Origin of the sequence: Yersinia sp. FDAARGOS_228 (assembly GCF_002073315.2) — a bacterium.
GTDB lineage: Bacteria > Pseudomonadota > Gammaproteobacteria > Enterobacterales > Enterobacteriaceae > Yersinia > Yersinia intermedia.
In genome coordinates, this window is the sequence record NZ_CP020409.2 from 903,678 (window position 1) to 928,769 (window position 25,092).

Below are 25,092 nucleotides of genomic sequence, written 5' to 3' on the forward strand. Positions count from 1 at the left end.
TTAGAGTCTCTCAAATAATCGCAATGCCAATGTGTTAATCATTGTTGCAGTGTGAGCGAGAAGACACTCAGCCAGGCGTACAGCGCACAGCAACCGGAGTGAACTCAACGTTCATGAGGATTGCGCGCACTGCACAACGCAGCAGAGTGTGTTCACAGCCACACCAATAACGAAAAAACATCTTTGGGTTGTGAGGTTAAGCGACTAAGCGTACACGGTGGATGCCTAGGCAGTCAGAGGCGATGAAGGGCGTGCTAATCTGCGAAAAGCGTCGGTAAGCTGATATGAAGCGTTACAACCGACGATACCCGAATGGGGAAACCCAGTGCAATTCGTTGCACTATTGCATGGTGAATACATAGCCATGCAAGGCGAACCGGGGGAACTGAAACATCTAAGTACCCCGAGGAAAAGAAATCAACCGAGATTCCCCCAGTAGCGGCGAGCGAACGGGGAAGAGCCCAGAGTCTGAATCAGTTTGTGTGCTAGTGGAAGCGTCTGGAAAGTCGCACGGTACAGGGTGATAGTCCCGTACACAAAAGCACACTTGCTGTGAACTCGATGAGTAGGGCGGGACACGTGACATCCTGTCTGAATATGGGGGGACCATCCTCCAAGGCTAAATACTCCTGACTGACCGATAGTGAACCAGTACCGTGAGGGAAAGGCGAAAAGAACCCCGGCGAGGGGAGTGAAATAGAACCTGAAACCGTGTACGTACAAGCAGTGGGAGCACCTTCGTGGTGTGACTGCGTACCTTTTGTATAATGGGTCAGCGACTTATATTTTGTAGCAAGGTTAACCGAATAGGGGAGCCGTAGGGAAACCGAGTCTTAACTGGGCGTCTAGTTGCAAGGTATAGACCCGAAACCCGGTGATCTAGCCATGGGCAGGTTGAAGGTTGGGTAACACTAACTGGAGGACCGAACCGACTAATGTTGAAAAATTAGCGGATGACTTGTGGCTGGGGGTGAAAGGCCAATCAAACCGGGAGATAGCTGGTTCTCCCCGAAAGCTATTTAGGTAGCGCCTCGTGAACTCATCTTCGGGGGTAGAGCACTGTTTCGGCTAGGGGGCCACCCCGGCTTACCAAACCGATGCAAACTCCGAATACCGAAGAATGTTATCACGGGAGACACACGGCGGGTGCTAACGTCCGTCGTGAAGAGGGAAACAACCCAGACCGCCAGCTAAGGTCCCAAAGTCATGGTTAAGTGGGAAACGATGTGGGAAGGCATAGACAGCCAGGATGTTGGCTTAGAAGCAGCCATCATTTAAAGAAAGCGTAATAGCTCACTGGTCGAGTCGGCCTGCGCGGAAGATGTAACGGGGCTAAACCATGCACCGAAGCTGCGGCAGCGACGCTTAGGCGTTGTTGGGTAGGGGAGCGTTCTGTAAGCCGTTGAAGGTGACTTGTGAGGGTTGCTGGAGGTATCAGAAGTGCGAATGCTGACATAAGTAACGATAATGCGGGTGAAAAGCCCGCACGCCGGAAGACCAAGGGTTCCTGTCCAACGTTAATCGGGGCAGGGTGAGTCGACCCCTAAGGCGAGGCTGAAAAGCGTAGTCGATGGGAAACAGGTTAATATTCCTGTACTTGGTGTTACTGCGAAGGGGGACGGAGAAGGCTAGGCTAGCCGGGCGACGGTTGTCCCGGTTTAAGCATGTAGGCGGAGTGACTTGGTAAATCCGGTTGCTTATCAACGCTGAGGTGTGATGACGAGCCACTACGGTGGTGAAGTAGTTGATGCCAAGCTTCCAGGAAAAGCCTCTAAGCATCAGGTAACATTAAATCGTACCCCAAACCGACACAGGTGGTCAGGTAGAGAATACTCAGGCGCTTGAGAGAACTCGGGTGAAGGAACTAGGCAAAATGGTGCCGTAACTTCGGGAGAAGGCACGCTGGCATTAGGTAAAGAGACTTGCTCTCGGCGCCGAAGCCAGTCGCAGATACCAGCTGGCTGCAACTGTTTAATAAAAACACAGCACTGTGCAAACACGAAAGTGGACGTATACGGTGTGACGCCTGCCCGGTGCTGGAAGGTTAATTGATGGGGTCAGCCGCAAGGCGAAGCTCTTGATCGAAGCCCCAGTAAACGGCGGCCGTAACTATAACGGTCCTAAGGTAGCGAAATTCCTTGTCGGGTAAGTTCCGACCTGCACGAATGGCGTAATGATGGCCAGGCTGTCTCCACCCGAGACTCAGTGAAATTGAACTCGCTGTGAAGATGCAGTGTACCCGCGGCAAGACGGAAAGACCCCGTGAACCTTTACTATAGCTTGACACTGAACATTGAGCCTTGATGTGTAGGATAGGTGGGAGGCATTGAAGTGTGGACGCCAGTCTGCATGGAGCCAACCTTGAAATACCACCCTTTAATGTTTGATGTTCTAACTCGGCCCCGTAATCCGGGGTGAGGACAGTGTCTGGTGGGTAGTTTGACTGGGGCGGTCTCCTCCCAAAGAGTAACGGAGGAGCACGAAGGTTAGCTAATCACGGTCGGACATCGTGAGGTTAGTGCAAAGGCATAAGCTAGCTTGACTGCGAGAGTGACGGCTCGAGCAGGTACGAAAGTAGGTCTTAGTGATCCGGTGGTTCTGAATGGAAGGGCCATCGCTCAACGGATAAAAGGTACTCCGGGGATAACAGGCTGATACCGCCCAAGAGTTCATATCGACGGCGGTGTTTGGCACCTCGATGTCGGCTCATCACATCCTGGGGCTGAAGTAGGTCCCAAGGGTATGGCTGTTCGCCATTTAAAGTGGTACGCGAGCTGGGTTTAGAACGTCGTGAGACAGTTCGGTCCCTATCTGCCGTGGGCGTTGGAAGATTGAGAGGGGCTGCTCCTAGTACGAGAGGACCGGAGTGGACGAATCACTGGTGTTCGGGTTGTCATGCCAATGGCATTGCCCGGTAGCTAAATTCGGAAGAGATAACCGCTGAAAGCATCTAAGCGGGAAACTTGCCTCGAGATGAGTCTTCCCTGGGGCTTTAAGCCCCCTGAAGGAACGTTAAAGACTATGACGTTGATAGGCTGGGTGTGTAAGTGCAGCGATGTATTGAGCTAACCAGTACTAATGATCCGTGAGGCTTAACCTTACAACACCAAAGGTGTTTTGTGTTTGAGAGAGAATGATATTTTCAGCGAATGTTCCGAGATTGGGCTGGCTGGCTGTGTGAAGAATTGCATAGCGGGTTAGTTTAGACAGAATTTGCCTGGCGGCCTTAGCGCGGTGGTCCCACCTGATCCCATGCCGAACTCAGAAGTGAAACGCCGTAGCGCCGATGGTAGTGTGGGGTCTCCCCATGCGAGAGTAGGACACTGCCAGGCATCAAACACGAGTTATCAGAGTGACATCTGGTAACTGACAAAATCGCGTAGAGCGGTTTTGCACAGCGCGGAGCGCTGGCCCTGTAAGGGGTAAGTATCGGGAAGATACACGTAAAAGAATCGGTGGAGCGGTAGTTCAGTTGGTTAGAATACCTGCCTGTCACGCAGGGGGTCGCGGGTTCGAGCCCCGTCCGTTCCGCCACTTATTTAAATTATGCCTGCTTATCTTAGCAGGCATAATGTTAAGCGTAATCTAGGGGCGTAGCTCAGTTGGTAGAGCACCGGTCTCCAAAACCGGGTGTCGCGAGTTCGAGTCTCTCCGCCCCTGCCATATAAATAACCCTTCGCGAAAGCGAGGGGTTTTTTTATGTCAAAAAACCGTGAATTGTATATTTATCATACTTCTTTGGTGTAGTTATTCTTATATCTTGACGCCTGTTCTGGTCACTATTCCTATCTATTTCCCTCATACACTCAATCCATTCTACCAATTCCAAAAAGATCTTTTTGTTCGAGCGATACTTTGCCATTAACAATATTTACTTTTTATAACCGACAAAATTTCAAAAGGTAACGTTCCCAATGCATACCTATTTAGCTGAATTTATGTACAAAACGATTGTAATTCTGTGGTGTGACGTTGCTCATTATTACTTTCACAAAATGTACTAAAACTAATTAACATTTCAGCTATCAGGAAGCTCACCTTAAAAAACATCATATTCTTGTAGAACAACATAATTTGCATATTGGCCGAAGCTCAGGGCAGTAAATGACCTGAATGATTATCTTAACTGTTCTTTGGAATGGTAATGAGTCAGCGGCTCGACGATGACAAGTGAGGAGAGAAATATGTACAGACGTTTACTGTTAGCAGCAGCTATAACAGCGGCAATGTGTAGTGCAGCCCAAGCGGCTCCGTTAGTCGTGGGTTTTTCTCAAATTGGTTCAGAGTCCGGTTGGCGCTCTGCGGAAACTAAGGTTTCTAAACAAGAAGCGGAAAAGCGCGGTATCACATTAAAAATTGCAGATGCTCAACAAAAACAAGAGAACCAAATTAAAGCCGTGAGATCGTTTATTGCTCAAGGTGTTGATGCCATTTTTATCGCGCCAGTGGTCGCAACGGGTTGGACTCCAGTATTGCAGGAAGCTAAAGAAGCTAAAATCCCCGTATTCCTGCTTGACCGTATGATAGAGGTGAATGACCCCTCTTTGTACACAGCAGCAGTGGCTTCAGACAGCGTGTATGAAGGTAAGGTCGCAGGTGAATGGTTGCTGAAAGATGTTGCAGGCAAACCTTGTAACGTTGTTGAACTACAAGGCACCGTTGGTTCAAGTGTGGCTATTAACCGCAAAAAAGGTTTCGCTGACGGGATCGCATCGGGACCTAACGTAAAAATAATTCGCTCTCAGTCCGGGGATTTCACACGGAGTAAAGGCAAAGAAGTGATGGAGAGCTTCATTAAGGCGGAGCAAAACGGTAAGAACATTTGTGCTGTCTATGCACATAACGATGATATGGCGATAGGCGCAATTCAAGCCATTAAAGAAGCCGGTTTGAAGCCGGGTTCAGAGATTAAGATTGTATCCATCGATGGTGTTCCTGATATTTTCAAAGCGATGAGTAGCGGAGAGGCTAATGCTACTGTTGAGTTAACACCGAATATGGCAGGCCCTGCTTTCGATGCATTAATTGCGTTGAAGAAAGATGGCACCCAACCCCCTAAATTTATCCAAACAGAATCCCGTCTGCTACAGCCTGATACGGCTAAACAGGAATATGAATCTAAGAAGAGTCTTGGCTATTGATTCAAATGGCGGGGGCTTGCCCCGCCTACTTTCGTCACCTGTATTTGGGCAATATCTGAGTCGTTTTTGAACGTGGGTACATCTGATGGAAACACTGCTAGAAGTTCGTGGTTTGTCAGTTGAATTTCCTGGTGTTAAGGCATTGGACTCTGTGGATTTTTCTCTGTTTCGCGGTGAAGTTGTCGCATTGTTAGGAGAGAACGGAGCCGGAAAATCGACGTTAATAAAAGCATTAACCGGGGTCTATAAGCGGGCTGCCGGTGAAGTTTATTTAGATGGCAAGGCCATTTGCCCCATTGATACTGCTGATGCCCAAAAATTGGGTATTGGTACTGTTTATCAAGAGGTCAACTTGCTGCCCAATATATCTGTCGCAGCAAATCTATTTATTGGTCGTGAGCCATTACGTTGGGGGCTGATTGACCATCGCACGATGAATCTACAAGCAGAAAAACTGCTAACGGGCTATGGCCTTACATTAGATGTGCAGCAACCGTTAGCTAACTTTTCTATTGCAATACAACAGATTGTCGCCATTGCTCGCGCGGTCGATCTATCAGCAAAAGTACTTATTCTGGATGAGCCAACGGCAAGTTTAGATGCTAAAGAAGTCAGTATGTTGCTGGATATTTTACGTCAGTTACGAGACCAAGGTATCGGTATGGTATTCGTGACGCATTTCCTCGATCAGGTTTATCGGATCAGCGATCGTATTACTGTTTTACGCAATGGCAAACTTGTTGGCACTAAAACAACCGCAGAACTTCCCCGTATTGAATTGGTTCAGATGATGTTAGGCCATAGTTTTGATGAGCAATTATTGAAGCGTGGCGAACATAATATTACCGCAAGTAGCCCACTGGTTGAGTTTAAAAACTATGGCCGGCGGGGGGTTGTAGAGAATTTTGATTTGGCTGTTTCTCCTGGTGAAATTGTCGGACTTGCTGGGTTATTGGGGTCTGGGCGCACCGAGACCGCGCAACTAATTTTCGGTGTCACGACGGCGGATACTGGTGAGGCCAAAATACAAGGCAAGCCGGTTAAGATCCGAACACCACGCGCGGCATCAAAATTCGGTTTTGGCTATTGCCCCGAAGATCGCAAAACTGACGGTATTGTCGGTGCGGCCACAGTTCGTGAGAACATTATTCTAGCCTTACAGGCTCAGCGTGGGTGGTTAAGGCCACTTTCAATGCGGGAACAAACGCAAATTGCTGAGCAATTCATTCAGCAGCTTGGTATTCGTACTCCCGGCCCCGAGCAACAAATTCAGTATCTCTCCGGTGGAAATCAGCAAAAAGTATTATTAGCTCGCTGGCTTGCCACAAAGCCCCGATTTTTGATTTTAGATGAGCCAACACGCGGTATCGACGTGGGTGCCCATGCTGAAATTATTCGGTTGATAGAGAAACTGTGCGATGAAGGGCTGGCACTGTTAATTATCTCTTCCGAATTAGAGGAATTGGCAGGTTATGCCGATCGCGTCATTGTTCTGCGTGACCGTCGACATATTGCACAACTCGGTCACGATGAGATTTCCGTTCCTGCCATCATGCAGGCGATCGCGGTGCAATAAGGAGTTACTTCATGGTTAATAGGAGCCTATCAATGCCGCAACGACCGCGCAAAGTTAAATGGGTTTTGCCGAAAGGTGCCACTCAATTTGGTGCTCTGGCGGTCATTTTATTGATTGATAGTTTAGTCGCCCCGCACTTTTTCTCGATCCATATTCAGGACGGGCGGTTGTTTGGCAGTGTAATCGATATTCTAAATCGGGGTGCTCCCGTCGCTTTACTGGCATTAGGTATGACACTGGTCATTGCTACTGGCGGCATTGATTTATCGGTCGGTGCGGTGATGGCAATAGCAGGTGCAACGGCGGCCACACTGACCAGTGCCGGATACCCTTTGCCAACGGTATTAGTCGCCGCCCTTACGGTTGGCGCGCTATGTGGTTTATGGAACGGCTTCTTAGTGGCGGTATTACAAATCCAGCCTATTGTGGCCACCTTAATGTTAATGGTGGCAGGGCGGGGGATAGCCCAGCTTATTACTGAGGGGCAGATTGTTACATTTGATACGGGTGGCTTGGCGAAGTTGGGTAGCAGTACGCTGATGTATTTGCCGATGTCAGTGGTCATCGCATTGAGTATGTTGATTATTGTGTGGCTACTGACGCGAAAAACAGCACTGGGATTATTCATTGAGTCAGTTGGTATCAACTTACGATCAGCACGTAATGCGGGAGTGAGTACTCGTTTGGTGCTGATTGCCGTGTATATGATTTGTGGTATCTGTGCGGCGGTGGCGGGCATTATTGTGACCGCAGATATTCGTGGTGCTGATGCTAACAATGCTGGTTTATGGTTGGAACTGGATGCAATTTTGGCGGTAGTCATTGGTGGCGCATCTTTAATGGGGGGGCGGTTTAATCTTTTGCTTTCGGTTATTGGTGCTTTGATTATTCAAGGGATGAATACAGGGATCTTGCTTTCAGGCTATCAGCCAGAGTTTAACCTGGTCCTTAAAGCCATTGTGGTATTAGCCGTCTTGGTTGTGCAGTCACCAATGATTTCATTTAGCCACATCTTCAAGAGGCGAAAATAATGTTAAAGCGCAATATTCCTTTGCTGATTACTATCGCCGTTTTTATTCTGGGATATGCTTTTTGTCTCAGTCAGTTCCCCAGTTTTTCTTCCACCCGAGTGTGGTGTGATTTACTGACGGATAATGCTTTTCTGGGCATTGTCGCCGTAGGGATGACTTTCGTTATTCTATCGGGCGGTATCGACTTATCTGTTGGATCGGTAATCGCGTTTACGGGGGTGTTATTAGCTAAGTTAATCGGAACTTATGGTATTCACCCAATGTATGCTTTTGCCATTGTATTGGTTATGGGAGCAATGTTTGGTGCATTGATGGGATGGATCATTGATTCCCTGAAACTCCCTGCGTTTATCATTACGCTGGCTGGGATGTTCTTCGTCCGTGGAATGAGTTTTATTGTCTCTGAAGAGTCGATACCCATTAATCACCCGCTTTATGCCACATTGGCGAATTATGCCTGGAAAGTCCCCGGTGGTGGGCGATTCACATTATTGGCCTTCATCATGCTAATGGTTGTGGCATTTGGCATTCTGTTGGCTCATCGGACCCGTTTTGGCCATAACGTTTATGCCATTGGCGGTAACAGCGTTTCTGCTGGGTTGATGGGTGTTCCCGTCAGGCAAACGACGATTAAAATTTATATGCTATCGAGCACATTAGCTGCGCTATCGGGAATTGTTTTCTCACTCTACACCTCTGCTGGCTATGCATTGGCAGCCAGTGGTGTTGAGCTAGATGCCATTGCCGCAGTCGTTATCGGTGGCACATTACTCACTGGCGGTATTGGGACTGTTTTCGGCACGTTGTTTGGCGTTTTGATTCAGGGCTTGATACAGAGCTACATTACCTTCGATGGTACACTCAGCTCATGGTGGACCAAGATTGTCATTGGTATTTTATTATTCAGCTTTATTGCGATTCAGAAGGCGATGGGTGCTTTTTATCTGAACCGGCGTGCACGTCCTCAGTCACCGCCACTTAATCCTGTATAGCGCTCTGAGCAGCGTTATTCATAGGTGTTTTTAATAGTTGCCGAATCAATGCTTGCTGGTCACTGTTTTGCAACCAAACGGCATACAGTGGCCGCACAACAGCCGGCATGTCCGCATTCATGGCCAATTGAGGGTACTCCTTTTGCCAGTGTTCGGGCAGAAAGGCACAGCCGCCAGTGGTTTCCAATAATTGCCGGGTTAAATGTGCCGATGTGGTCGTTAGCACCGGCATTTGCACGCTCTCCAGCAATCTATTCTCTTGTTGATGAAAATCAGCGCCCCACTCAAGCTTGATGTAAGGAGCCTCATTTGCATTTTTATGCTCGGCGTCTGACTCAGTTTCTTTCGATAAATCAATCGGCTCAAACGAAAACAGTCGCAGCGAAAAGTGCCCCAGGAGCAGGCTGGACAGTTCATCCATTTTAGGCGGTTCAGTCGTTATCAATAAATCCAGTTGCCGTTCGTGCAACTGTTTCACCAGCGAGTGTCGCAGCGCAATCCGCGCCTCAAGGCGCAATGCCTCTCGTTGTTTATATAATTGTTGCAACCACGGAGTGAGGTATGCCTCCCACAGTGAAGCGGTTGCACCAATGGATAACTCGGTATGTTGTAGTGAGTGAGCGACCTCTTTTTTGGCGAGTTGCCAGGTACTCATCAGCGATTCTGCATAAGGCACCAAGCGTTCCCCTGCCGGTGTCAGACGAATATTATTGCGATGACGAGTGAATAAATTTGCACCTAATTGATTTTCCAACTGACGGATACGAAAACTTACCGCCGACTGTGTTAAGTACAAAGATTCAGCAGCGCGACCAAAGTGGCGAGTTCTACTGACCTCCAAAAAGGTTTTCAGTAATTCGGTATCCAAACCCATCTCCAATTTTTTTTGTCGTTAAGATTTAAATGTTTTGTTTTACACGCTGTCAAGCCTATCTAATACTCCGCGCCATAAACAGCACGACCATGAGAGAATTAGGAGCGTGTCAGATGGCGGATAGCTTCATCACGACCAATCGTTTTTTTGATAATAAACATTATCCTCGCGGGTTCTCGCGTCACGGCGATTTCACCATTAAAGAGGCGCAATTACTAGAGCGCCATGGTTACGCCTTTAACGAACTCGATCTCGGGAAACGCCAGCCTGTAACGGAAGAAGAACAGTTATTTGTTGCTGTTTGTCGCGGCGAACGTGAACCTGTCAGTGCCGAGGAGAAAGTCTGGTCCAAATATGTGACCCGAACTCGTCGCCCTAAACGCTTCCATACCCTGTCAGGCGGTAAGCCGCAGATGGATGCGGTGGAAGATTATACCGATAGCGACGATTAATCCCCTCTTATCCTTCGTCCTTGAAATTGCAGGGGTGTTAGCGGCTTGCTCTTACCCGAATCACTTACTTAAGTAAGTGATTCGGGATACGTTTGCTAGCGGCCTACCTGCGATTCCAATGACTTTGGATATCAGATAGGTGTTTGATAATAGGGTTTTTTACTCCCATATTTACATCAAGCTTTTGTGTAACTGCAACAGCAGCCGGTCCATACAACGATAGCTCAGTGCTTCCGAAAGGTGATTTCTTTGGATGCTATTTTCCTGAGCGAGATCGGCAATGCTCCGCGCTACTTTTAGAATATGGTGCCAGGCGCGTACCGACAAACCCAGTGTCAGCAGGACTTGCTCTAGAAAGGCCGCATTCTCAGGGGTGAGGGAGCAATATTCTGCAACTTCCTGGCTATTAAGCTGAGAGTTTATCTTCCCTGCTCGATCCAATTGCCTCTGCCTTGCCTGCAATACTCGTAACCTGACAGTTTCACTGCTTTCCCCTTGATGCCTCTGGGCCCCCAGCATACCTGATGGCAGTAATGGCACCTCTATCGACAAATCAAACCTGTCCAGAAACGGCCCCGACAATTTTGCCAGATAGCGCAGAATCTGTTGTGGCGGTGTACGGTTATGGACCCCCTGATAATGACCGCTGGGGCTGGGGTTCATTGCGGCGATAAGTTGCACTTTGGCAGGAAAGCACACTTTTGCCGCTGCACGAGAAATGATAATTTCGCCTGACTCCAGTGGTTCGCGCAAAGAATCCAGCACCCGACGTTCAAATTCAGGTAATTCATCGAGGAAGAGTACACCATTGTGCGCCAGCGAAATCTCACCGGGGCGAGGAATGGAACCTCCGCCAATCAGTGCTGCCATCGACGCGCTGTGGTGGGGCGCGCGAAAAGCCCGGCAGCGCCATTGGGCGGGGAGATCGTTACTGTGCAGTAGGCCATTAATGGCAGCGGCCTCTAATGCCTCTTGATCCGTCAACGGTGGCAGTAATCCGGTTAACCGATTTGCCAGCATCGTTTTGCCCGTTCCTGGTGGCCCGAGTAATAGCAGGTTATGCCCACCCGCAGCAGTAATCTCTAAAGCGCGTTTAGCCTGTGGCTGCCCGATGATATCTTGCAGGTCGAGGCTGTTATCCCATGATGGTGTAGATTCAAGGAGCTGGCCTTGAGCGAGGGTGTTTTCACCCTGCAAAAAACCACATACAGCTAATAAGTGGTCGGCAACCCGGCTGTTACCTTGTGGTATTAGACCTATCTCATGACGGTTGGCGGTTGGCAGGATTAATTGCCGCTGCACTTGGCTGCTGGCGAGTGCAGCCGGAATTGCGCCGCTAACACGCCTTAACGCCCCTGACAGGGCTAACTCACCCAAGAACTCATAGTGGGTTAATTTATCCGCAGGAATCTGTTCTGACGCAGCCAGTATCGCTAAGGCAATAGGGAGGTCATAGCGGCCGCCTTCTTTAGGCAGGTCTGCTGGTGCCAGACTAACGGTGATCCGCTTCGCTGGAAAAGTGAAGCCACTGTTGATTAATGCGCTCCGAACTCTATCTCGAGCCTCTTTTACGGTGGTTTCCGGTAATCCGACCAAAATCAATCCGGGGAGCCCATTGCTGATATGAACTTCTACTGTAACCGGTGGGGCCTGAATGCCTAATGTGGCGCGGGTATGAATGGTTGCCAGTGACATGCTGCTTTCCTTTGCCGTGATGTGTCCTTGGTGCCGCTGTGATGTTTATCTATCTGCCGGGCTGAGATGCGATATAGCCGCGGCAGTGTGCCCGAGGTCTTTTTTGAGTTCAGCGAAAAAGTATTGATTTGCGAACGCTCGCGAGAAATTTCGCTGCAAGGGAAGTATCAAAATTAAAAATTGCGATATGGCACGCAAAAAAAGGCCAAACCACTGATGTGGGTATTACTGATTGATAAATAATATATTTATGTCATATCGTGTAGCGGCTCACAGAATAATAATTTAAATAAATATTGTCAGATAACCAATAACTGTGATAACTCTGTAGGTATTCGTTCGACATTGACAGATGAACAACCTAATTATGAAAGCGATTTTCCAAGTGATTAACCTAGTCCTAATTAGCGTGGTGGTGATTATTATCCCACCGTGCGGGGCTGCACTTGGACGAATAAAGGCATAAAAATCAAGCCTTAATCTCAAGAGAACCCCCGCACCGAAAGGTCCGGGGGTTTTTTTATTGGTACGTTAAAGACGCGAGGAACATAAAATGCACAACAGAATAAAATCCTGTGCCTCCCGCAAAAGGTCGGGGAAATAACTATGAATGGTGCTCAGTGGGTGGTTCAAGCGTTGCGTGCGCAGGGTGTTGATACGGTATTCGGCTATCCGGGTGGGGCAATAATGCCTGTCTACGATGCTTTGTATGATGGTGGTGTTGAGCATTTGCTCTGCCGCCATGAGCAAGGCGCTGCGATTGCCGCCATTGGCTATGCTCGTGCAACCGGTAAAGTCGGGGTGTGTATTGCCACTTCCGGCCCTGGAGCCACTAATCTGATCACCGGTTTGGCTGATGCATTGCTGGATTCGGTGCCGGTCATTGCTATCACCGGTCAGGTCGGGTCCGCGTTAATCGGCACCGATGCTTTTCAGGAAATTGATGTACTGGGCTTGTCACTTGCCTGTACTAAACACAGCTTTCTGGTTGAATCATTAGAGGCGTTGCCCGGTATCATGGCGGAGGCGTTTGCCATTGCGACTAGTGGCCGCCCTGGGCCGGTTTTAATTGATATTCCGAAGGATATTCAATTAGCTGTGGGTGATTTAACCCCGCACCTGATGCCGGTTGAAGAGCATCCTGTTGATTCTGCCGCCGAGTTACAACAAGCCTGGGATATGCTGGCAACCGCGCAAAAACCGATGTTGTATGTCGGGGGTGGGGTTGGCATGGCACAGGCCGTTCCTGCTTTACGTGCTTTTATCGAGACAACGGATATTCCTGCAGTTGCCACTCTGAAGGGCTTAGGTGCACCGGATACTCATCACCCGTGCTATCTGGGTATGCTGGGGATGCATGGCACTAAAGCCGCAAACTTTGCGGTGCAGGATTGCGATTTACTGATAGCGGTTGGCGCGCGGTTTGATGACCGTGTCACCGGTAAGCTGAATACATTCGCCGCAAAAGCAAATGTTATCCATATGGATATCGACCCGGCTGAATTGGGTAAATTGCGTCAGGCACATGTCGCGTTGCAGGGCGATTTGAAAGTATTGCTGCCCGCATTACAGCAACCGCTGAATATTCAGCCTTGGCGTGATGAGGTCATGGCATTGAAACAACAGCATAGCTGGCGCTATGACCATCCTGGTCAGGCCATTTATGCCCCGTTGTTACTGAAGCAGATATCTGAGCGTAAAGCACCGCAAACGGTGGTGACTACCGACGTGGGCCAGCACCAGATGTGGACGGCGCAGCATATGAACTTTACCCGCCCCGAAAATTTCATCACATCCAGCGGCTTGGGCACGATGGGGTTTGGTGTGCCAGCCGCCGTCGGTGCTCAGATGGCCCGCCCTGATGACATGGTTATCTGTGTCTCCGGTGACGGTTCGTTTATGATGAATGTTCAGGAGTTGGGCACGATAAAACGAAAACAGTTACCGCTGAAAATCGTATTATTGGATAACCAGCGATTGGGTATGGTTCGACAGTGGCAGCAACTGTTTTTTGATGGACGTTATAGCGAAACTAATCTTTCTGATAACCCCGATTTTATCACTCTGGCCAGTGCGTTTAATATCCCCGGCCAACGTATCACCCGCAAAGACCAAGTCGACGCCGCTCTGGATGCGCTATTTAACAGCGAAGGCCCTTATCTGCTCCAGGTTTCCATCGACGAACTCGAAAACGTTTGGCCGTTAGTGCCGCCAGGCGCAGGTAATGAAACCATGCTGGAGAAAATCTCATGATGCACCATCAATCCTCTATCCAACATCAAATCTCTATCCAAGCCCGCTTCCGCCCTGAGATGTTAGAGCGTGTATTGCGGGTTGTGCGGCACCGTGGCTTCCAGGTTTGTGCTATGAATATGTCGCCAATGATTAATGCCGAGAATGTTAATATTGAATTGACCGTTGCCAGCGGGCGACCTGTCGATTTACTGTCTTCTCAGTTAAGTAAGCTTATGGATGTCGCCTGCGTCGAGATCCTACAACCTAATACATTACAGATACGCGCCTGATGCGCCACAAGGAAAGAAAAGAATGACGAAGAAAGCTGATTTTATTTGGTTTAACGGTGAAATGGTTCCGTGGGCAGAGGCTAAAGTTCACGTGATGTCTCACGCGTTACACTACGGCACGTCAGTCTTCGAAGGTGTCCGTTGCTATGACTCCCACAAAGGGCCAGTAGTTTTCCGTCACCGCGAACATATGCAGCGTTTACATGACTCAGCCAAAATTTATCGTATGCCGGTTTCCCAAACCGTTGATGAGCTGATGGAAGCCTGCCGTGCGACATTGCGTAAAAACAATCTGACCAGCGCGTATATCCGCCCGTTAGTGTTTATTGGTGATGTCGGGATGGGTGTGAACCCGCCAGATGGCTATAAAACAGATGTGATCATCGCTGCGTTCCCATGGGGTGCTTATCTGGGTGCAGAAGCGTTGGAGCAAGGTATTGATGCCATGGTGTCCTCATGGAACCGTGTGGCACCTAATACCATCCCGACCGCCGCGAAAGCGGGCGGTAACTACCTCTCGTCCTTGCTGGTGGGCAGCGAAGCGCGCCGTCACGGCTATCAGGAAGGGATTGCGCTGGATGTTCATGGCTACTTGTCTGAAGGTGCTGGTGAAAACCTGTTTGAAGTAAAAGATGGCATTCTGTTCACACCGCCGTTTACCTCGTCAGCCCTGCCGGGTATCACCCGTGATGCGATTATCAAACTGGCGAAAGACATGGGTCTGGAAGTCCGTGAGCAAGTGCTGTCACGTGAATCTCTCTATTTGGCTGACGAAGTGTTTATGTCCGGTACTGCGGCAGAAATTACGCCAGTGCGCAGCGTGGATGGTATTCAGGTCGGTATTGGTAAACGTGGGCCAATTACTGGCAAAATTCAACAAGCGTTCTTTGGCCTGTTCACCGGTGAAACCGAGGACAAGTGGGGCTGGCTGGATCCAATCAATCAATAAAAACTGGCAGACAGAATCAGCAGGTGGTTCGTTCGCCACCTGCTTTTGACACCACAAATGTGCACCATACTCAGTTTGCAACACATTACATTTACAACAACTAGCTGATTTGCAATATAAAATCTGGAGTAAAGAGACAATGCCTAAGTACCGTTCCCATACCACCACTCATGGCCGCAATATGGCTGGCGCTCGTGCACTGTGGCGCGCTACCGGTATGACCGATGATGACTTCGGCAAACCGATTATTGCAGTGGTTAACTCATTTACCCAGTTTGTACCGGGCCACGTTCATTTGCGCGACTTAGGCAAGCTGGTAGCGGAGCAAATTGAAGCGTCTGGCGGCGTGGCTAAAGAGTTCAACACTATTGCGGTGGATGATGGGATCGCGATGGGCCACGGCGGCATGCTCTATTCACTGCCTTCACGTGAATTGATTGCCGACTCCGTAGAGTACATGGTTAACGCCCATTGCGCGGATGCCATGGTGTGTATCTCTAACTGCGACAAAATTACCCCAGGGATGCTGATGGCGTCTCTGCGTTTGAATATTCCGGTGATCTTTGTGTCCGGTGGCCCGATGGAAGCGGGTAAGACCAAACTGTCTGATAAAATCATCAAACTGGATCTGGTGGATGCCATGATTCAGGGCGCAAATCCGAATGTCAGTGATGCCGACAGTGAGCAGATTGAACGCTCTGCCTGCCCAACCTGTGGTTCCTGCTCGGGGATGTTTACTGCCAACTCGATGAACTGCCTGAATGAGGCGCTGGGTCTGGCGCTGCCAGGTAACGGCTCACTGTTGGCGACCCATGCTGACCGTAAGCAACTGTTCCTCGATGCCGGTAAGCACATTGTTGCGCTGACTAAACGTTATTACGAACAGGATGATGTTAGTGCCTTGCCGCGCAGCATCGCGAACAAAGCTGCATTTGAAAACGCCATGACGCTGGATATCGCCATGGGCGGCTCGACCAACACCGTACTGCACTTACTGGCCGCAGCACAGGAAGGGGATGTTGATTTCGATATTAGCGATATTGACCGTTTATCTCGCCAGGTGCCTCATTTGTGTAAAGTTGCGCCGAGCACGCAGAAATACCATATGGAAGACGTGCACCGTGCGGGGGGGGTCATGGGCATTTTAGGCGAACTGGATCGTGCAGGCTTGCTTAACCGCGAGGTGCGTAATGTGTTGGGGCTGAATCTGACCGATACGCTGGAAACCTATGACGTGATGCTGACCCGCGACGAAGGTGTCAAACAGATGTACGCCGCAGGCCCGGCGGGTATTCGTACCACGAAAGCCTTCTCGCAGGATTGCCGCTTCCCATCACTGGATACTGACCGCGAAGAGGGCTGTATCCGTACTCGTGAACATGCTTACAGCCAAGACGGTGGTTTAGCTGTGCTGTACGGCAATATCGCTGCGAACGGTTGTATCGTTAAAACCGCCGGTGTAGATAAAGAGAGCCTGACCTTCCGTGGCCCGGCCAAAGTGTATGAGAGCCAGGATGACGCAGTAGAGGCTATTCTCGGCGGTAAAGTTGTGGCGGGTGACGTGGTGGTTATCCGTTATGAAGGGCCAAAAGGCGGGCCGGGAATGCAGGAAATGCTCTATCCAACCACCTATTTGAAATCCATGGGATTAGGCAAGAGTTGTGCTTTGTTGACTGATGGCCGTTTCTCCGGCGGGACGTCTGGTTTGTCGATTGGTCATGTTTCACCAGAAGCGGCCAGTGGCGGCCTGATTGGTCTGGTGCAGGATGGCGATTTCATTGATATCGATATCCCGAACCGTGGCATTGTGTTGGATGTGAGCGAATCTGAGCTGACAGCTCGTCGTGAAACTGAAGAGGCCCGTGGCGATGCAGCCTGGTCACCTAAAGCTCGCGAACGTCAGGTTTCTTATGCACTGCGCGCTTATGCTCTGCTGGCAACCAGCGCCGATAAAGGTGCTGTGCGCGATAAAAGTAAGCTGGGAGGCTAAAACCCATGGCGGTATCACAACCCTTATCTGCTGCCCCTTGTGGGGCAGAATATCTGCGGGCGATATTGCGCGCGCCGGTATATGAGGTGGCGCAAGTCACCCCGTTGCAAGTGATGGATAAAATCTCCTCCCGCTTGGGCAATACTATTTTGGTTAAACGTGAAGACCGCCAGCCAGTACACAGCTTTAAGCTGCGTGGTGCTTATGCGATGCTGGCGGGTCTGACAGAAGAACAGAAAGCCTGTGGTGTGATAACCGCCTCTGCCGGTAATCATGCGCAAGGTGTCGCGCTTTCAGCCAGTAAGTTGGGTATCAAAGCACTTATCGTAATGCCGGTAGCAACCGCTGACATCAAAGTAGACGCGGTGCGCGGTTTTGGTGGTGAGGTGCTGCTGTTCGGTGCCAATTTCGATGAAGCCAAAGGCAAAGCTATCGAGTTGTCCCAGCAGCAGGGGTATACCTTTGTGCCACCGTTTGACCATCCGGCTGTTATCGCCGGGCAGGGGACGCTGGCGATGGAGTTGCTCCAGCAAGACGCACACCTTGATCGGATTTTCGTCCCGGTCGGTGGCGGTGGGTTGGTGGCTGGTGTGGCGGTGCTTATCAAGCAACTGATGCCGCAGATTAAAGTGATCGGGGTTGAAGCAGAAGATTCAGCCTGCTTACGTGCCGCACTGGATGCGGGCAAGCCGGTTGATCTAGCCCGTGTTGGGTTGTTCGCTGAAGGTGTCGCCGTCAAGCGCATTGGTGATGAACCGTTCCGCCTGTGCCAGGAGTATTTGGACGAAGTGATCACCGTCGACAGTGATGCTATCTGTGCGGCAGTAAAAGATTTATTTGAGGATGTGCGTGCCATCGCCGAACCTTCTGGTGCTTTGGCGCTGGCGGGCCTGAAAAAGTATGTCCAGCAGCATAATATCAAAGGTGAACGTCTGGCCCATGTGCTGTCCGGTGCTAACGTGAACTTCCACGGCCTGCGCTATGTGTCAGAACGTTGTGAGCTGGGCGAGCAGCGCGAAGCTTTGCTGGCCGTCACTATCCCTGAGAAAAAAGGCAGTTTTCTGCGTTTCTGCGAGTTGCTGGGAGGGCGTTCAGTCACCGAGTTTAACTACCGTTATGCTGATGCCGACAACGCCTGCATTTTCGTAGGGGTACGTTTGACGCGCGGCTATGCCGAGCGGGCAGAGATATTGGCGGAGCTACAGGCAAAAGATTATCAGGTGGTGGATCTATCTGATGACGAGATGGCCAAGCTGCATGTGCGTTATATGGTGGGGGGCCGTCCTTCGAAGCCATTACGTGAGCGGCTGTACAGCTTTGAATTCCCTGAATCACCGGGCGCATTGCTGAAGTTCTTGCATACCCTGGGTACGCACTGGAACATTTCTTTGTTCCACTATCGTAGCCATGGCACTGATTTTGGCCGGGTATTGGCAGGGTTTGAGTTGTCAGATTCTGAGCCGCAATTTGAAGAGCACCTGGCCGCACTGGGCTATGATTGCCATGATGAAACTAACAACCCGGCGTTTAAGTTCTTTTTAGCGGGTTAAGTTTGGGCTGGATTAAGTGGCAGTGAATACCTATCAATAGTAATAAAACTCAGTGCTAATAAGTGCTGAGTTTTTTATTTCTACTTAGTTATATTTAATCTTCTTATATATTCTCAAAAATAAGCATTCCAAATGAAATTCAGTATTAGTGCAGCGTAATATCATCTGTGGATTTATTAATTGAGATGAAGAATATCGCAGTTAATAACCATGTTGTTGAATGATTGTTTTTCATGGTTTGAATAATATATGGAGTTTTTATATGAGTGAAACATTAGCATCAATTAAGGCATCAATTAAATCATCGGCACCTGACTACATTCCACCAACACAGCTAAGCCGTCGTTCAGACCCACTGCAATACTCAATAGAATCGTACTCAGGGGCGCGTGTGAGTAAGACGATTGAAACAACACATAATAGAGATAAGGTAGTTAGAGAGGTTGTAACAACAGAACGAATTGGCCCTGCGAATAATAAGATTATCAATATAAGAACCTATGATGCAACTACCAATACGATAAATAAGGCTATCGAGCACTTTGATTCTAACAATAATATGACTAAGAGGGTGGTTAAAAGCTTTAGCTATGATCCGGTTAAAAAAGCAGTTCAATTGGGGGAAACCGTGGTAGTAAAGCAAAGTTTCGATGCTAAAAATAATATAACGCACCGCGCTGAACAGAAATTTAATGCTGCTGGTAAAATCACTTATAACGTGATTGATACCTATCCCAACGTAAACATTACCAACAATTTGCGCAGCGATATCTGCCAACTGACAAATTCAATAAACAGTTTCCCTACCAAAGAGAGCACTCCTGTTCCTGTGGAGGCGACTATTGGTAATCATTTAAATCTGGGGCTGAGGAATCTTGTTCCCGCCATGAATTACGCTTCTCGATTGTAAACTACAGCAACCCCCAAAATGCTTCGATCAACGGCTCATTGAGCCGTTTTTTGGGTACACAAACCCCCAACTCAAATGGCTCGACCAACGAAATATCATCCAGCAAGGAAATACGGTTGCGCACCGGTTCCGGGCTGTTATCCACCACCACCGATGGGATCAGTGCCACACCGCAGCCCAATGCTACCATTGATACAATCGCTTCATGGCCGGAAACCGTAGCATAAATCAATGGGTTACTGATGCGTTGACGGCGGAACCACAAATCAATGCGTTTTCGTGATGGGCCATGCTCAGGCAAAATAAAGGGGACCGTGGCCCAATCGGGCTGTTCCACCGAGACCTGTGAACGTACTGCACAAGGCAGTGCTGGTGCAATCAGAACCAGTGGAATTTCGCCAATCTGGGTAAAGGCAATGCTGGTGGGGAGCACTTCAGGGCGACCCGCAATACCGAGATCAGCCTCATTCGATTGTACTTTATCCACCGCATCGGCGGCATCACCGGTAGTGAGTTTGATTTCAACCAACGGATGGCGTGCGCGAAAGCGATCCAGAATGGGGGGCAAATGGCTATAGGCGGCGGTGACCGAACAAAATAGTCGCAGTTCACCACTGAGCGATGGCCCGTGCTGACCTAATGCATGGCGCAGTTGCTGGTACTGTAGCAATGTCTGTTGAGCAAAAGCCTTGAGCTGTGTACCGGCATCGGTCAGTTGCACCGTGCGGTTGTCACGTAAAAACAGGGGCTGTCCGAGCGTTTCTTCCAGCCGCTGGATCTGGCGCGACAGGGTGGATGGACTGACGTGTGTCGCTTTAGCCGTGCGGCCAAAGTGGCGGCTTTCAGCCAAATGCAGAAACAATTTTAGGTCACGTAAATCCATAACAGACAGCCTCTGAGGTGAGAAGAGCTATTGTATTGCATAAGAAATAAACTGTATTGCAGAATCTGCAACGTCACATTGTTAATATATCAATTTCAGCAATGTGTTTCCTGTCATATAGTAAATCCAAGATAATCCCCGGCCCAGACAGGGGATGTGAAAAACAGCAACACACAACATTAGCTACACAAACACAATATTCGTTTGCAGTAACCAAAATAAATAGCTGCACCCACAAAACAGAACCCGAACGGAGTAATACCATGGCTAACTATTTCAACACATTGAACCTGCGTCAGCAGTTGGCGCAATTAGGTAAGTGTCGCTTTATGGCACGTGACGAATTTGCCGATGAAGCAAGCTACCTGAAAGGTAAAAAAGTGGTGATCGTCGGCTGTGGCGCACAAGGCTTGAACCAAGGCTTGAACATGCGTGATTCTGGCCTGGACGTGGCTTACGCTCTGCGTAAAGAAGCGATTGCTGAGAAGCGTGCTTCATGGCGCAAAGCGACCGAAAATGGCTTTAAAGTAGGCACTTACGAAGATTTGATCCCACAGGCTGATTTGGTGGTTAACCTGACACCAGACAAACAGCACTCCGCAGTGGTTCAAGCGGTTCAGCCACTGATGAAAGATGGCGCGGCACTGGGTTACTCTCATGGCTTCAACATCGTTGAAGTGGGTGAGCAAGTTCGTAAAGATATCACTGTGGTGATGGTAGCGCCGAAATGCCCTGGTACTGAAGTTCGTGAAGAATACAAACGTGGTTTTGGTGTGCCGACACTGATCGCGGTTCACCCGGAAAACGATCCAAAAGGCGAAGGCATGGCGATTGCCAAGGCTTGGGCAGCAGCAACCGGTGGTCATCGCGCTGGTGTGTTGGAGTCCTCTTTCGTTGCGGAAGTAAAATCTGACCTGATGGGTGAGCAGACTATCCTGTGTGGTATGTTGCAGGCCGGTTCGTTGCTGTGTTTCGATAAACTGGTTTCTGAAGGTACTGACGCGGCTTATGCTGAGAAATTGATTCAGTTCGGTTGGGAAACCATTACCGAAGCGCTGAAACAAGGCGGGATTACGCTGATGATGGACCGTCTGTCCAATCCGGCTAAACTGCGTGCTTATGCGCTGTCTGAACAGTTGAAAGAAATCATGGCTCCGCTGTTCCAAAAGCATATGGATGACATCATTTCTGGTGCTTTCTCTAGCGGCATGATGGCTGACTGGGCGCAAGACGATGTTAAATTGCTGAACTGGCGTGAAGAGACCGGCAGAACAGCATTCGAGAATGCGCCACAATTCGATGGCAAAATCTCAGAGCAAGAATACTTTGACCACGGTGTACTGATGATTGCTATGGTGAAAGCAGGCGTTGAGCTGGCATTCGAAACCATGGTTGATTCCGGTATCATTGAAGAATCTGCGTATTATGAATCCCTGCATGAGCTGCCATTGATCGCCAATACCATCGCTCGTAAGCGCTTATATGAAATGAACGTGGTTATTTCTGATACGGCTGAATATGGTAACTACCTGTTCGCTAACGCAGCGGTTCCATTGCTGAAAGGCAAATTCATGGATTCACTGCAAGCAGGGGATTTGGGTAAGAGCGTTGCCGGTACTGCGGTTGATAACGCGCAATTGCGTGATGTGAATGAAGCCATTCGTAACCACCCAATTGAAGCCGTAGGCCACAAACTGCGTGGCTATATGACCGATATGAAACGTATCGCTGTTGCGGGCTAAGTCCCTTTTGTCTTTGACGCCGCTGTGTTGTTAGCGGCGTTTAACTCTGCGTGAAACAGGCCGCTGCCATTAAATAATGGCAGCGGCTTTTTTTTATCTCAGATTTAGTACATTTCTCGAATGCAAAAATTTATTAAATTAATACACTTTGCTAATTAGTGAGTTTTTTTTGTGAGTGATATTAATCAAATAAATAAAAAGGCATTTAAATATAATATGAGATCAGTAATGAGTGATATCCAAACTGTTTTGACGCGTTGGGGTGTATGGGCTAGGGATAACTCTCATCTGGATTATCCTCATATCGCTAGCGGGTTTAAGGGATTGGTGACGAGTAATAGATAGGTCGAGTCATGTTGCGATAATAACGGATTAGCCATTGAAACAAATGGGGGATTTACAGCGGGCCTCGCGAGAAAAAGAACTGGAACTTATCCTTCGACATTATGTGTATGGGCAATCTAAAGCCTCTATTGCCCGATTGAAAAAATGTAATGAACGGGAGATTCGACGTCAATTACCAATTGCCGAAAGTTTTATTGAAGGACGCATAATGCAATTAGATATTTCACTGGAAATGCAGGCAGAGTGATTTTTACAACATAATAAGATTTAATAGAATAGAGGATTAAATAATGGATTATAGTATTAGTGTGTAGGACTCAATACGAAGTGAAGTAGAGTAAGAATAAGGTGTGCGGCTGTCCATGGTAACCCGAAACCAGAATATAAACTGTCTTTGCGGCAGTTTATATTCATTAAGGTTTTTATTTTAAATTGTTGCTAAATGCCTTTCGGTTACCTAAATCATCAATTAAGACAAAATTGACGGTCTTGCTGCCAGCGGGGGGAAAACGATTGAGTGGAAAATCAAGCTTGGAAAAAGGAGCAACCATATCTGGCAAGCTTTCAGTTGAGCCTAATGTTAATGAAGCTAATGATGCATAATAAGGCGTCGGGTTATCAACTCGAATCAGGGCGGTATCGCCTTTTGTCTCAAGGGTAAAGGTTAACGCTTTACCTAAGGTATCGCCTGGGGCTTGTAAGCTTTTAGGGCGGTAAAATACTTTGTATTGCATGCGTAGGGCCAGTGTGACGAGAGATTCGTCCTCAGTTTTAGGCGTTGCCTTTGGCGGGATTTCGTAAACATTGAGCCAAAATGCAGATTCCCTATCTACAGGTAATTTACTGGCGCCCGATAAGATTAATCGCAGGCTGCGTTGTGCCTGTGGTTGTAACCGAAATAGCGGGGGCAACACTAATACCGGTGAAATAGATTTCTCTGGAGTTGCCGCTAAATCACCGTCATCCACCCAAACCTGTACCGCCACCGGGTAGCTATTGCTGTTAACCAGTTGCAGCGATTCTTCCGTATTACCCTCGCTGAAGATAACGCGTGTCCTTTCTGCAACTACGCTTGCTGTGGCGGGCAGACTACAGGCCATTATGAGTAATAGAAGCCAGCCGCTCATCTTACTATTTACACGTTTCAACATCACATTATTGGACACGTATAACCACTTGCGCATGCGCATTTACTGCTCCTGCTGTCACAGTTTGCCCGCTGATTTTAGTTAACTCAGCCCGAAAACTCTCAGTGTAACTGTTGCCACCACTCACCGCGCCGGTTAATTCTTGTGCACCCTGGAAGATGCCATACCAACCGCCATTGTTACCCGATAGCGTTACATTCTTTGATAACAGATAAATTGGGGCATTGTTCCGGTAGATACGAATTCCAACGCCGCTCGCTGTGCCTGGAGAGCCATAACTATCTGATACTAAATGGCTAATCCCTCCACTGCCATTCATTAAACCCAAGGCTTGCGCTTTGGCGGCATTTGCTGCTGGCACCAGGAAACCCATGGCTACCGTGCCAGAAGTGACACCAGATGTCACGCCGGTCTGGCATTGAAAATCTACTCTAAATTCAGCCGAAGTGGTGCCACCACTGTTCAGTTCTGCCACAGAAATTCTCGGTAATACTACTGTTGGGGTAAAATTGGTTACCGCACAAATCGTGGTGCGCCGGAACGTGACATAATTGTACAACCCAATAGAGGCCGGCCACATTGCATACCAGCCGGGCCAGTTTGATACTGAGTCCGTTCCTTCAATAGGGCCACTAATCCCTGGCCCTTTAAACGCGATATAAGCATTTGGTTGGGTATAGGCATACAGGTAAGAGGCTGCGCTGTTAGTGCCAGCACGGGCATAATCAATGCGAAACAGTTCGGTATACAGATTACTGAAATTTTTGGCTTTGACTAAAATACGGCCACTGCTGTCTTTATCCAGCCCGGTTAAGCGCCGCCCTTTCCATAAGCGGGAGTAATACTCGCCTGTTGATAGGTTTGTAAGCCTGATGACAACATTACGTACATACGTAGCAAAGCCGGAGGGAACATTACCGGCAATGGTGCCGTCTTCATTTTTACCACCAAAGTCATTATCCCCGTTAGTGGCATACATCTCGAAGAGTTGATCAACGTCGGCTGCATCACAGCGAAATAGCACCCGATTAGGGTCATAACCGGTATTCAGGGCAAAGGTGGTGAAGTCAGAGGTACCTGCGGCCAATAACGTACCGTCAGGTTGAAAATTCGCCGCCGTGCTAAGGTCTATAATGCCCGGCAAACCGAGTGAGCCATTATTATAATCCAGAGAGCCCGCCCAGTCGCTTGCCGTACCATCGCCAGCGCCAAGCTGACTTTGTACCGTAATCCGGGTACAGGTTGACCATGCTGAGGTGCTGCATAACCCTATAAATAATATCATTCCA

The 25,092-nt window shown here is 48.8% G+C and carries 18 protein-coding genes, 2 tRNA genes, 2 rRNA genes and 1 pseudogene; 18 read left to right on the forward strand and 5 right to left on the reverse strand.

What is annotated here, in order from left to right:
• The first annotated feature begins 194 nt into the window (after window positions 1-194).
• The 8 genes from A6J67_RS04120 to yjfF all read left to right on the forward strand — a co-directional run bounded on the left by A6J67_RS04120 (window position 195) and on the right by yjfF (window position 8,740).
• Window positions 195-3,100 (forward strand): 23S ribosomal RNA (locus tag A6J67_RS04120).
• A 116-nt stretch (window positions 3,101-3,216) separates the two neighbouring features.
• A 5S ribosomal RNA gene (gene rrf / locus A6J67_RS04125) occupies window positions 3,217-3,332 on the forward strand.
• Window positions 3,333-3,457: 125 nt separating this feature from the next.
• A tRNA-Asp gene (locus A6J67_RS04130) sits at window positions 3,458-3,534 on the forward strand.
• A gap of 53 nt (window positions 3,535-3,587) precedes the next feature.
• Window positions 3,588-3,663: transfer RNA gene (locus A6J67_RS04135), tRNA-Trp, on the forward strand.
• Between the two features lie 521 nt (window positions 3,664-4,184).
• Window positions 4,185-5,141 (forward strand): galactofuranose ABC transporter, galactofuranose-binding protein YtfQ, encoded by a 957-nt coding sequence (gene ytfQ / locus A6J67_RS04140; RefSeq protein WP_050297669.1) that lies wholly within the window; start codon window positions 4,185-4,187, stop codon window positions 5,139-5,141.
• A gap of 85 nt (window positions 5,142-5,226) precedes the next feature.
• Window positions 5,227-6,717, forward strand: coding sequence for a galactofuranose ABC transporter, ATP-binding protein YtfR (gene ytfR / locus A6J67_RS04145; protein ID WP_050297670.1), 1,491 nt, complete (start codon window positions 5,227-5,229; stop codon window positions 6,715-6,717).
• Between the two features lie 32 nt (window positions 6,718-6,749).
• A complete protein-coding gene (ytfT, locus tag A6J67_RS04150) occupies window positions 6,750-7,748 on the forward strand; it encodes a galactofuranose ABC transporter, ATP-binding protein YtfT (protein ID WP_005190329.1) in 999 nt (332 codons plus the stop codon).
• On the forward strand, window positions 7,748-8,740 hold the full coding sequence (gene yjfF / locus A6J67_RS04155) for a galactofuranose ABC transporter, permease protein YjfF (RefSeq protein WP_032907423.1): 993 nt from the start codon (window positions 7,748-7,750) through the stop codon (window positions 8,738-8,740). The genes ytfT and yjfF overlap by 1 nt, the downstream gene beginning before the upstream one ends.
• Here yjfF and hdfR read toward each other — a convergent pair.
• The gene (gene hdfR, locus A6J67_RS04160; RefSeq protein WP_050297686.1) at window positions 8,727-9,608 is read right to left on the reverse strand and encodes an HTH-type transcriptional regulator HdfR; all 882 of its coding nucleotides are present in this window, start codon (window positions 9,606-9,608) and stop codon (window positions 8,727-8,729) included. The genes yjfF and hdfR overlap by 14 nt on opposite strands.
• 119 nt (window positions 9,609-9,727) lie before the next feature.
• On the opposite strand from hdfR, the gene A6J67_RS04165 reads away from it, so the two are divergent.
• On the forward strand, window positions 9,728-10,066 hold the full coding sequence (locus A6J67_RS04165; RefSeq protein WP_005190326.1) for a DUF413 domain-containing protein: 339 nt from the start codon (window positions 9,728-9,730) through the stop codon (window positions 10,064-10,066).
• A 171-nt stretch (window positions 10,067-10,237) separates the two neighbouring features.
• On the opposite strand, the gene A6J67_RS04170 is transcribed toward A6J67_RS04165, so the two are convergent.
• A complete protein-coding gene (locus A6J67_RS04170) occupies window positions 10,238-11,761 on the reverse strand; it encodes a YifB family Mg chelatase-like AAA ATPase (protein ID WP_005190324.1) in 1,524 nt (507 codons plus the stop codon).
• Between the two features lie 367 nt (window positions 11,762-12,128).
• On the opposite strand from A6J67_RS04170, the gene ilvL reads away from it, so the two are divergent.
• The 7 genes from ilvL to A6J67_RS04210 all read left to right on the forward strand — a co-directional run bounded on the left by ilvL (window position 12,129) and on the right by A6J67_RS04210 (window position 19,685).
• On the forward strand, window positions 12,129-12,227 hold the full coding sequence (gene ilvL, locus A6J67_RS04180) for an ilv operon leader peptide (protein ID WP_071777720.1): 99 nt from the start codon (window positions 12,129-12,131) through the stop codon (window positions 12,225-12,227).
• Window positions 12,228-12,367: 140 nt separating this feature from the next.
• Complete coding sequence (gene ilvG, locus A6J67_RS04185) at window positions 12,368-14,014, forward strand: acetolactate synthase 2 catalytic subunit (RefSeq protein WP_050297673.1); 1,647 nt, start codon at window positions 12,368-12,370, stop codon at window positions 14,012-14,014.
• Window positions 14,014-14,286, forward strand: a complete 273-nt coding sequence (gene ilvM, locus A6J67_RS04190; protein ID WP_032907438.1) for an acetolactate synthase 2 small subunit — start codon at window positions 14,014-14,016, stop codon at window positions 14,284-14,286. The genes ilvG and ilvM overlap by 1 nt, the downstream gene beginning before the upstream one ends.
• A 22-nt stretch (window positions 14,287-14,308) precedes the next feature.
• A complete protein-coding gene (locus tag A6J67_RS04195) occupies window positions 14,309-15,235 on the forward strand; it encodes a branched-chain amino acid transaminase (protein WP_005190314.1) in 927 nt (308 codons plus the stop codon).
• A gap of 139 nt (window positions 15,236-15,374) precedes the next feature.
• Complete coding sequence (ilvD, locus tag A6J67_RS04200) at window positions 15,375-17,225, forward strand: dihydroxy-acid dehydratase (RefSeq protein WP_042568918.1); 1,851 nt, start codon at window positions 15,375-15,377, stop codon at window positions 17,223-17,225.
• 5 nt (window positions 17,226-17,230) lie between these two features.
• Window positions 17,231-18,775 (forward strand): threonine ammonia-lyase, biosynthetic, encoded by a 1,545-nt coding sequence (gene ilvA, locus A6J67_RS04205; RefSeq protein ID WP_005190309.1) that lies wholly within the window; start codon window positions 17,231-17,233, stop codon window positions 18,773-18,775.
• A gap of 262 nt (window positions 18,776-19,037) precedes the next feature.
• Entirely contained in the window at window positions 19,038-19,685 is a 648-nt protein-coding gene (locus tag A6J67_RS04210; RefSeq protein ID WP_032907421.1) for a hypothetical protein, read from the forward strand.
• 1 nt (window position 19,686) lies between these two features.
• Here the strand turns inward: A6J67_RS04210 and ilvY are convergent, their stop codons facing one another.
• Window positions 19,687-20,568, reverse strand: coding sequence for an HTH-type transcriptional activator IlvY (gene ilvY, locus A6J67_RS04215; protein WP_005190304.1), 882 nt, complete (start codon window positions 20,566-20,568; stop codon window positions 19,687-19,689).
• A 263-nt stretch (window positions 20,569-20,831) separates the two neighbouring features.
• Here ilvY and ilvC point away from each other — a divergent pair, with 263 nt between their 5' ends.
• Together ilvC and A6J67_RS04225 are read left to right on the forward strand one after the other, a co-directional pair.
• Window positions 20,832-22,310, forward strand: a complete 1,479-nt coding sequence (gene ilvC, locus A6J67_RS04220; RefSeq protein WP_005190298.1) for a ketol-acid reductoisomerase — start codon at window positions 20,832-20,834, stop codon at window positions 22,308-22,310.
• Window positions 22,311-22,538: 228 nt separating this feature from the next.
• Window positions 22,539-22,902, forward strand: a pseudogene (locus tag A6J67_RS04225) (antiterminator Q family protein).
• A 175-nt stretch (window positions 22,903-23,077) separates the two neighbouring features.
• Here A6J67_RS04225 and A6J67_RS04230 read toward each other — a convergent pair.
• Complete coding sequence (locus A6J67_RS04230) at window positions 23,078-23,845, reverse strand: molecular chaperone (protein WP_032907414.1); 768 nt, start codon at window positions 23,843-23,845, stop codon at window positions 23,078-23,080.
• Complete coding sequence (stbD, locus tag A6J67_RS04235; protein ID WP_005190267.1) at window positions 23,811-25,088, reverse strand: fimbrial usher protein StbD; 1,278 nt, start codon at window positions 25,086-25,088, stop codon at window positions 23,811-23,813. The genes A6J67_RS04230 and stbD overlap by 35 nt, the downstream gene beginning before the upstream one ends.
• Window positions 25,089-25,092 lie beyond the last annotated feature (4 nt).

Bases quoted from the DNA above. Each gene is read 5' to 3' on its own strand.
- ytfQ (WP_050297669.1), top strand. From the start codon at position 4,185: ATGTACAGACGTTTACTGTTAGCAGCAGCTATAACAGCGGCAATGTGT.
- ytfR (WP_050297670.1), top strand. From the start codon at position 5,227: ATGGAAACACTGCTAGAAGTTCGTGGTTTGTCAGTTGAATTTCCTGGT.
- ytfT (WP_005190329.1), top strand. From the start codon at position 6,750: ATGCCGCAACGACCGCGCAAAGTTAAATGGGTTTTGCCGAAAGGTGCC.
- yjfF (WP_032907423.1), top strand. From the start codon at position 7,748: ATGTTAAAGCGCAATATTCCTTTGCTGATTACTATCGCCGTTTTTATT.
- A6J67_RS04165 (WP_005190326.1), top strand. From the start codon at position 9,728: ATGGCGGATAGCTTCATCACGACCAATCGTTTTTTTGATAATAAACAT.
- A6J67_RS04170 (WP_005190324.1), bottom strand. From the start codon at position 11,761: ATGTCACTGGCAACCATTCATACCCGCGCCACATTAGGCATTCAGGCC.
- ilvL (WP_071777720.1), top strand. From the start codon at position 12,129: ATGAAAGCGATTTTCCAAGTGATTAACCTAGTCCTAATTAGCGTGGTG.
- ilvG (WP_050297673.1), top strand. From the start codon at position 12,368: ATGAATGGTGCTCAGTGGGTGGTTCAAGCGTTGCGTGCGCAGGGTGTT.
- ilvM (WP_032907438.1), top strand. From the start codon at position 14,014: ATGCACCATCAATCCTCTATCCAACATCAAATCTCTATCCAAGCCCGC.
- A6J67_RS04195 (WP_005190314.1), top strand. From the start codon at position 14,309: ATGACGAAGAAAGCTGATTTTATTTGGTTTAACGGTGAAATGGTTCCG.
- ilvD (WP_042568918.1), top strand. From the start codon at position 15,375: ATGCCTAAGTACCGTTCCCATACCACCACTCATGGCCGCAATATGGCT.
- ilvA (WP_005190309.1), top strand. From the start codon at position 17,231: ATGGCGGTATCACAACCCTTATCTGCTGCCCCTTGTGGGGCAGAATAT.
- A6J67_RS04210 (WP_032907421.1), top strand. From the start codon at position 19,038: ATGAGTGAAACATTAGCATCAATTAAGGCATCAATTAAATCATCGGCA.
- ilvY (WP_005190304.1), bottom strand. From the start codon at position 20,568: ATGGATTTACGTGACCTAAAATTGTTTCTGCATTTGGCTGAAAGCCGC.
- ilvC (WP_005190298.1), top strand. From the start codon at position 20,832: ATGGCTAACTATTTCAACACATTGAACCTGCGTCAGCAGTTGGCGCAA.
- A6J67_RS04230 (WP_032907414.1), bottom strand. From the start codon at position 23,845: ATGCGCATGCGCAAGTGGTTATACGTGTCCAATAATGTGATGTTGAAA.
- stbD (WP_005190267.1), bottom strand. From the start codon at position 25,088: ATGATATTATTTATAGGGTTATGCAGCACCTCAGCATGGTCAACCTGT.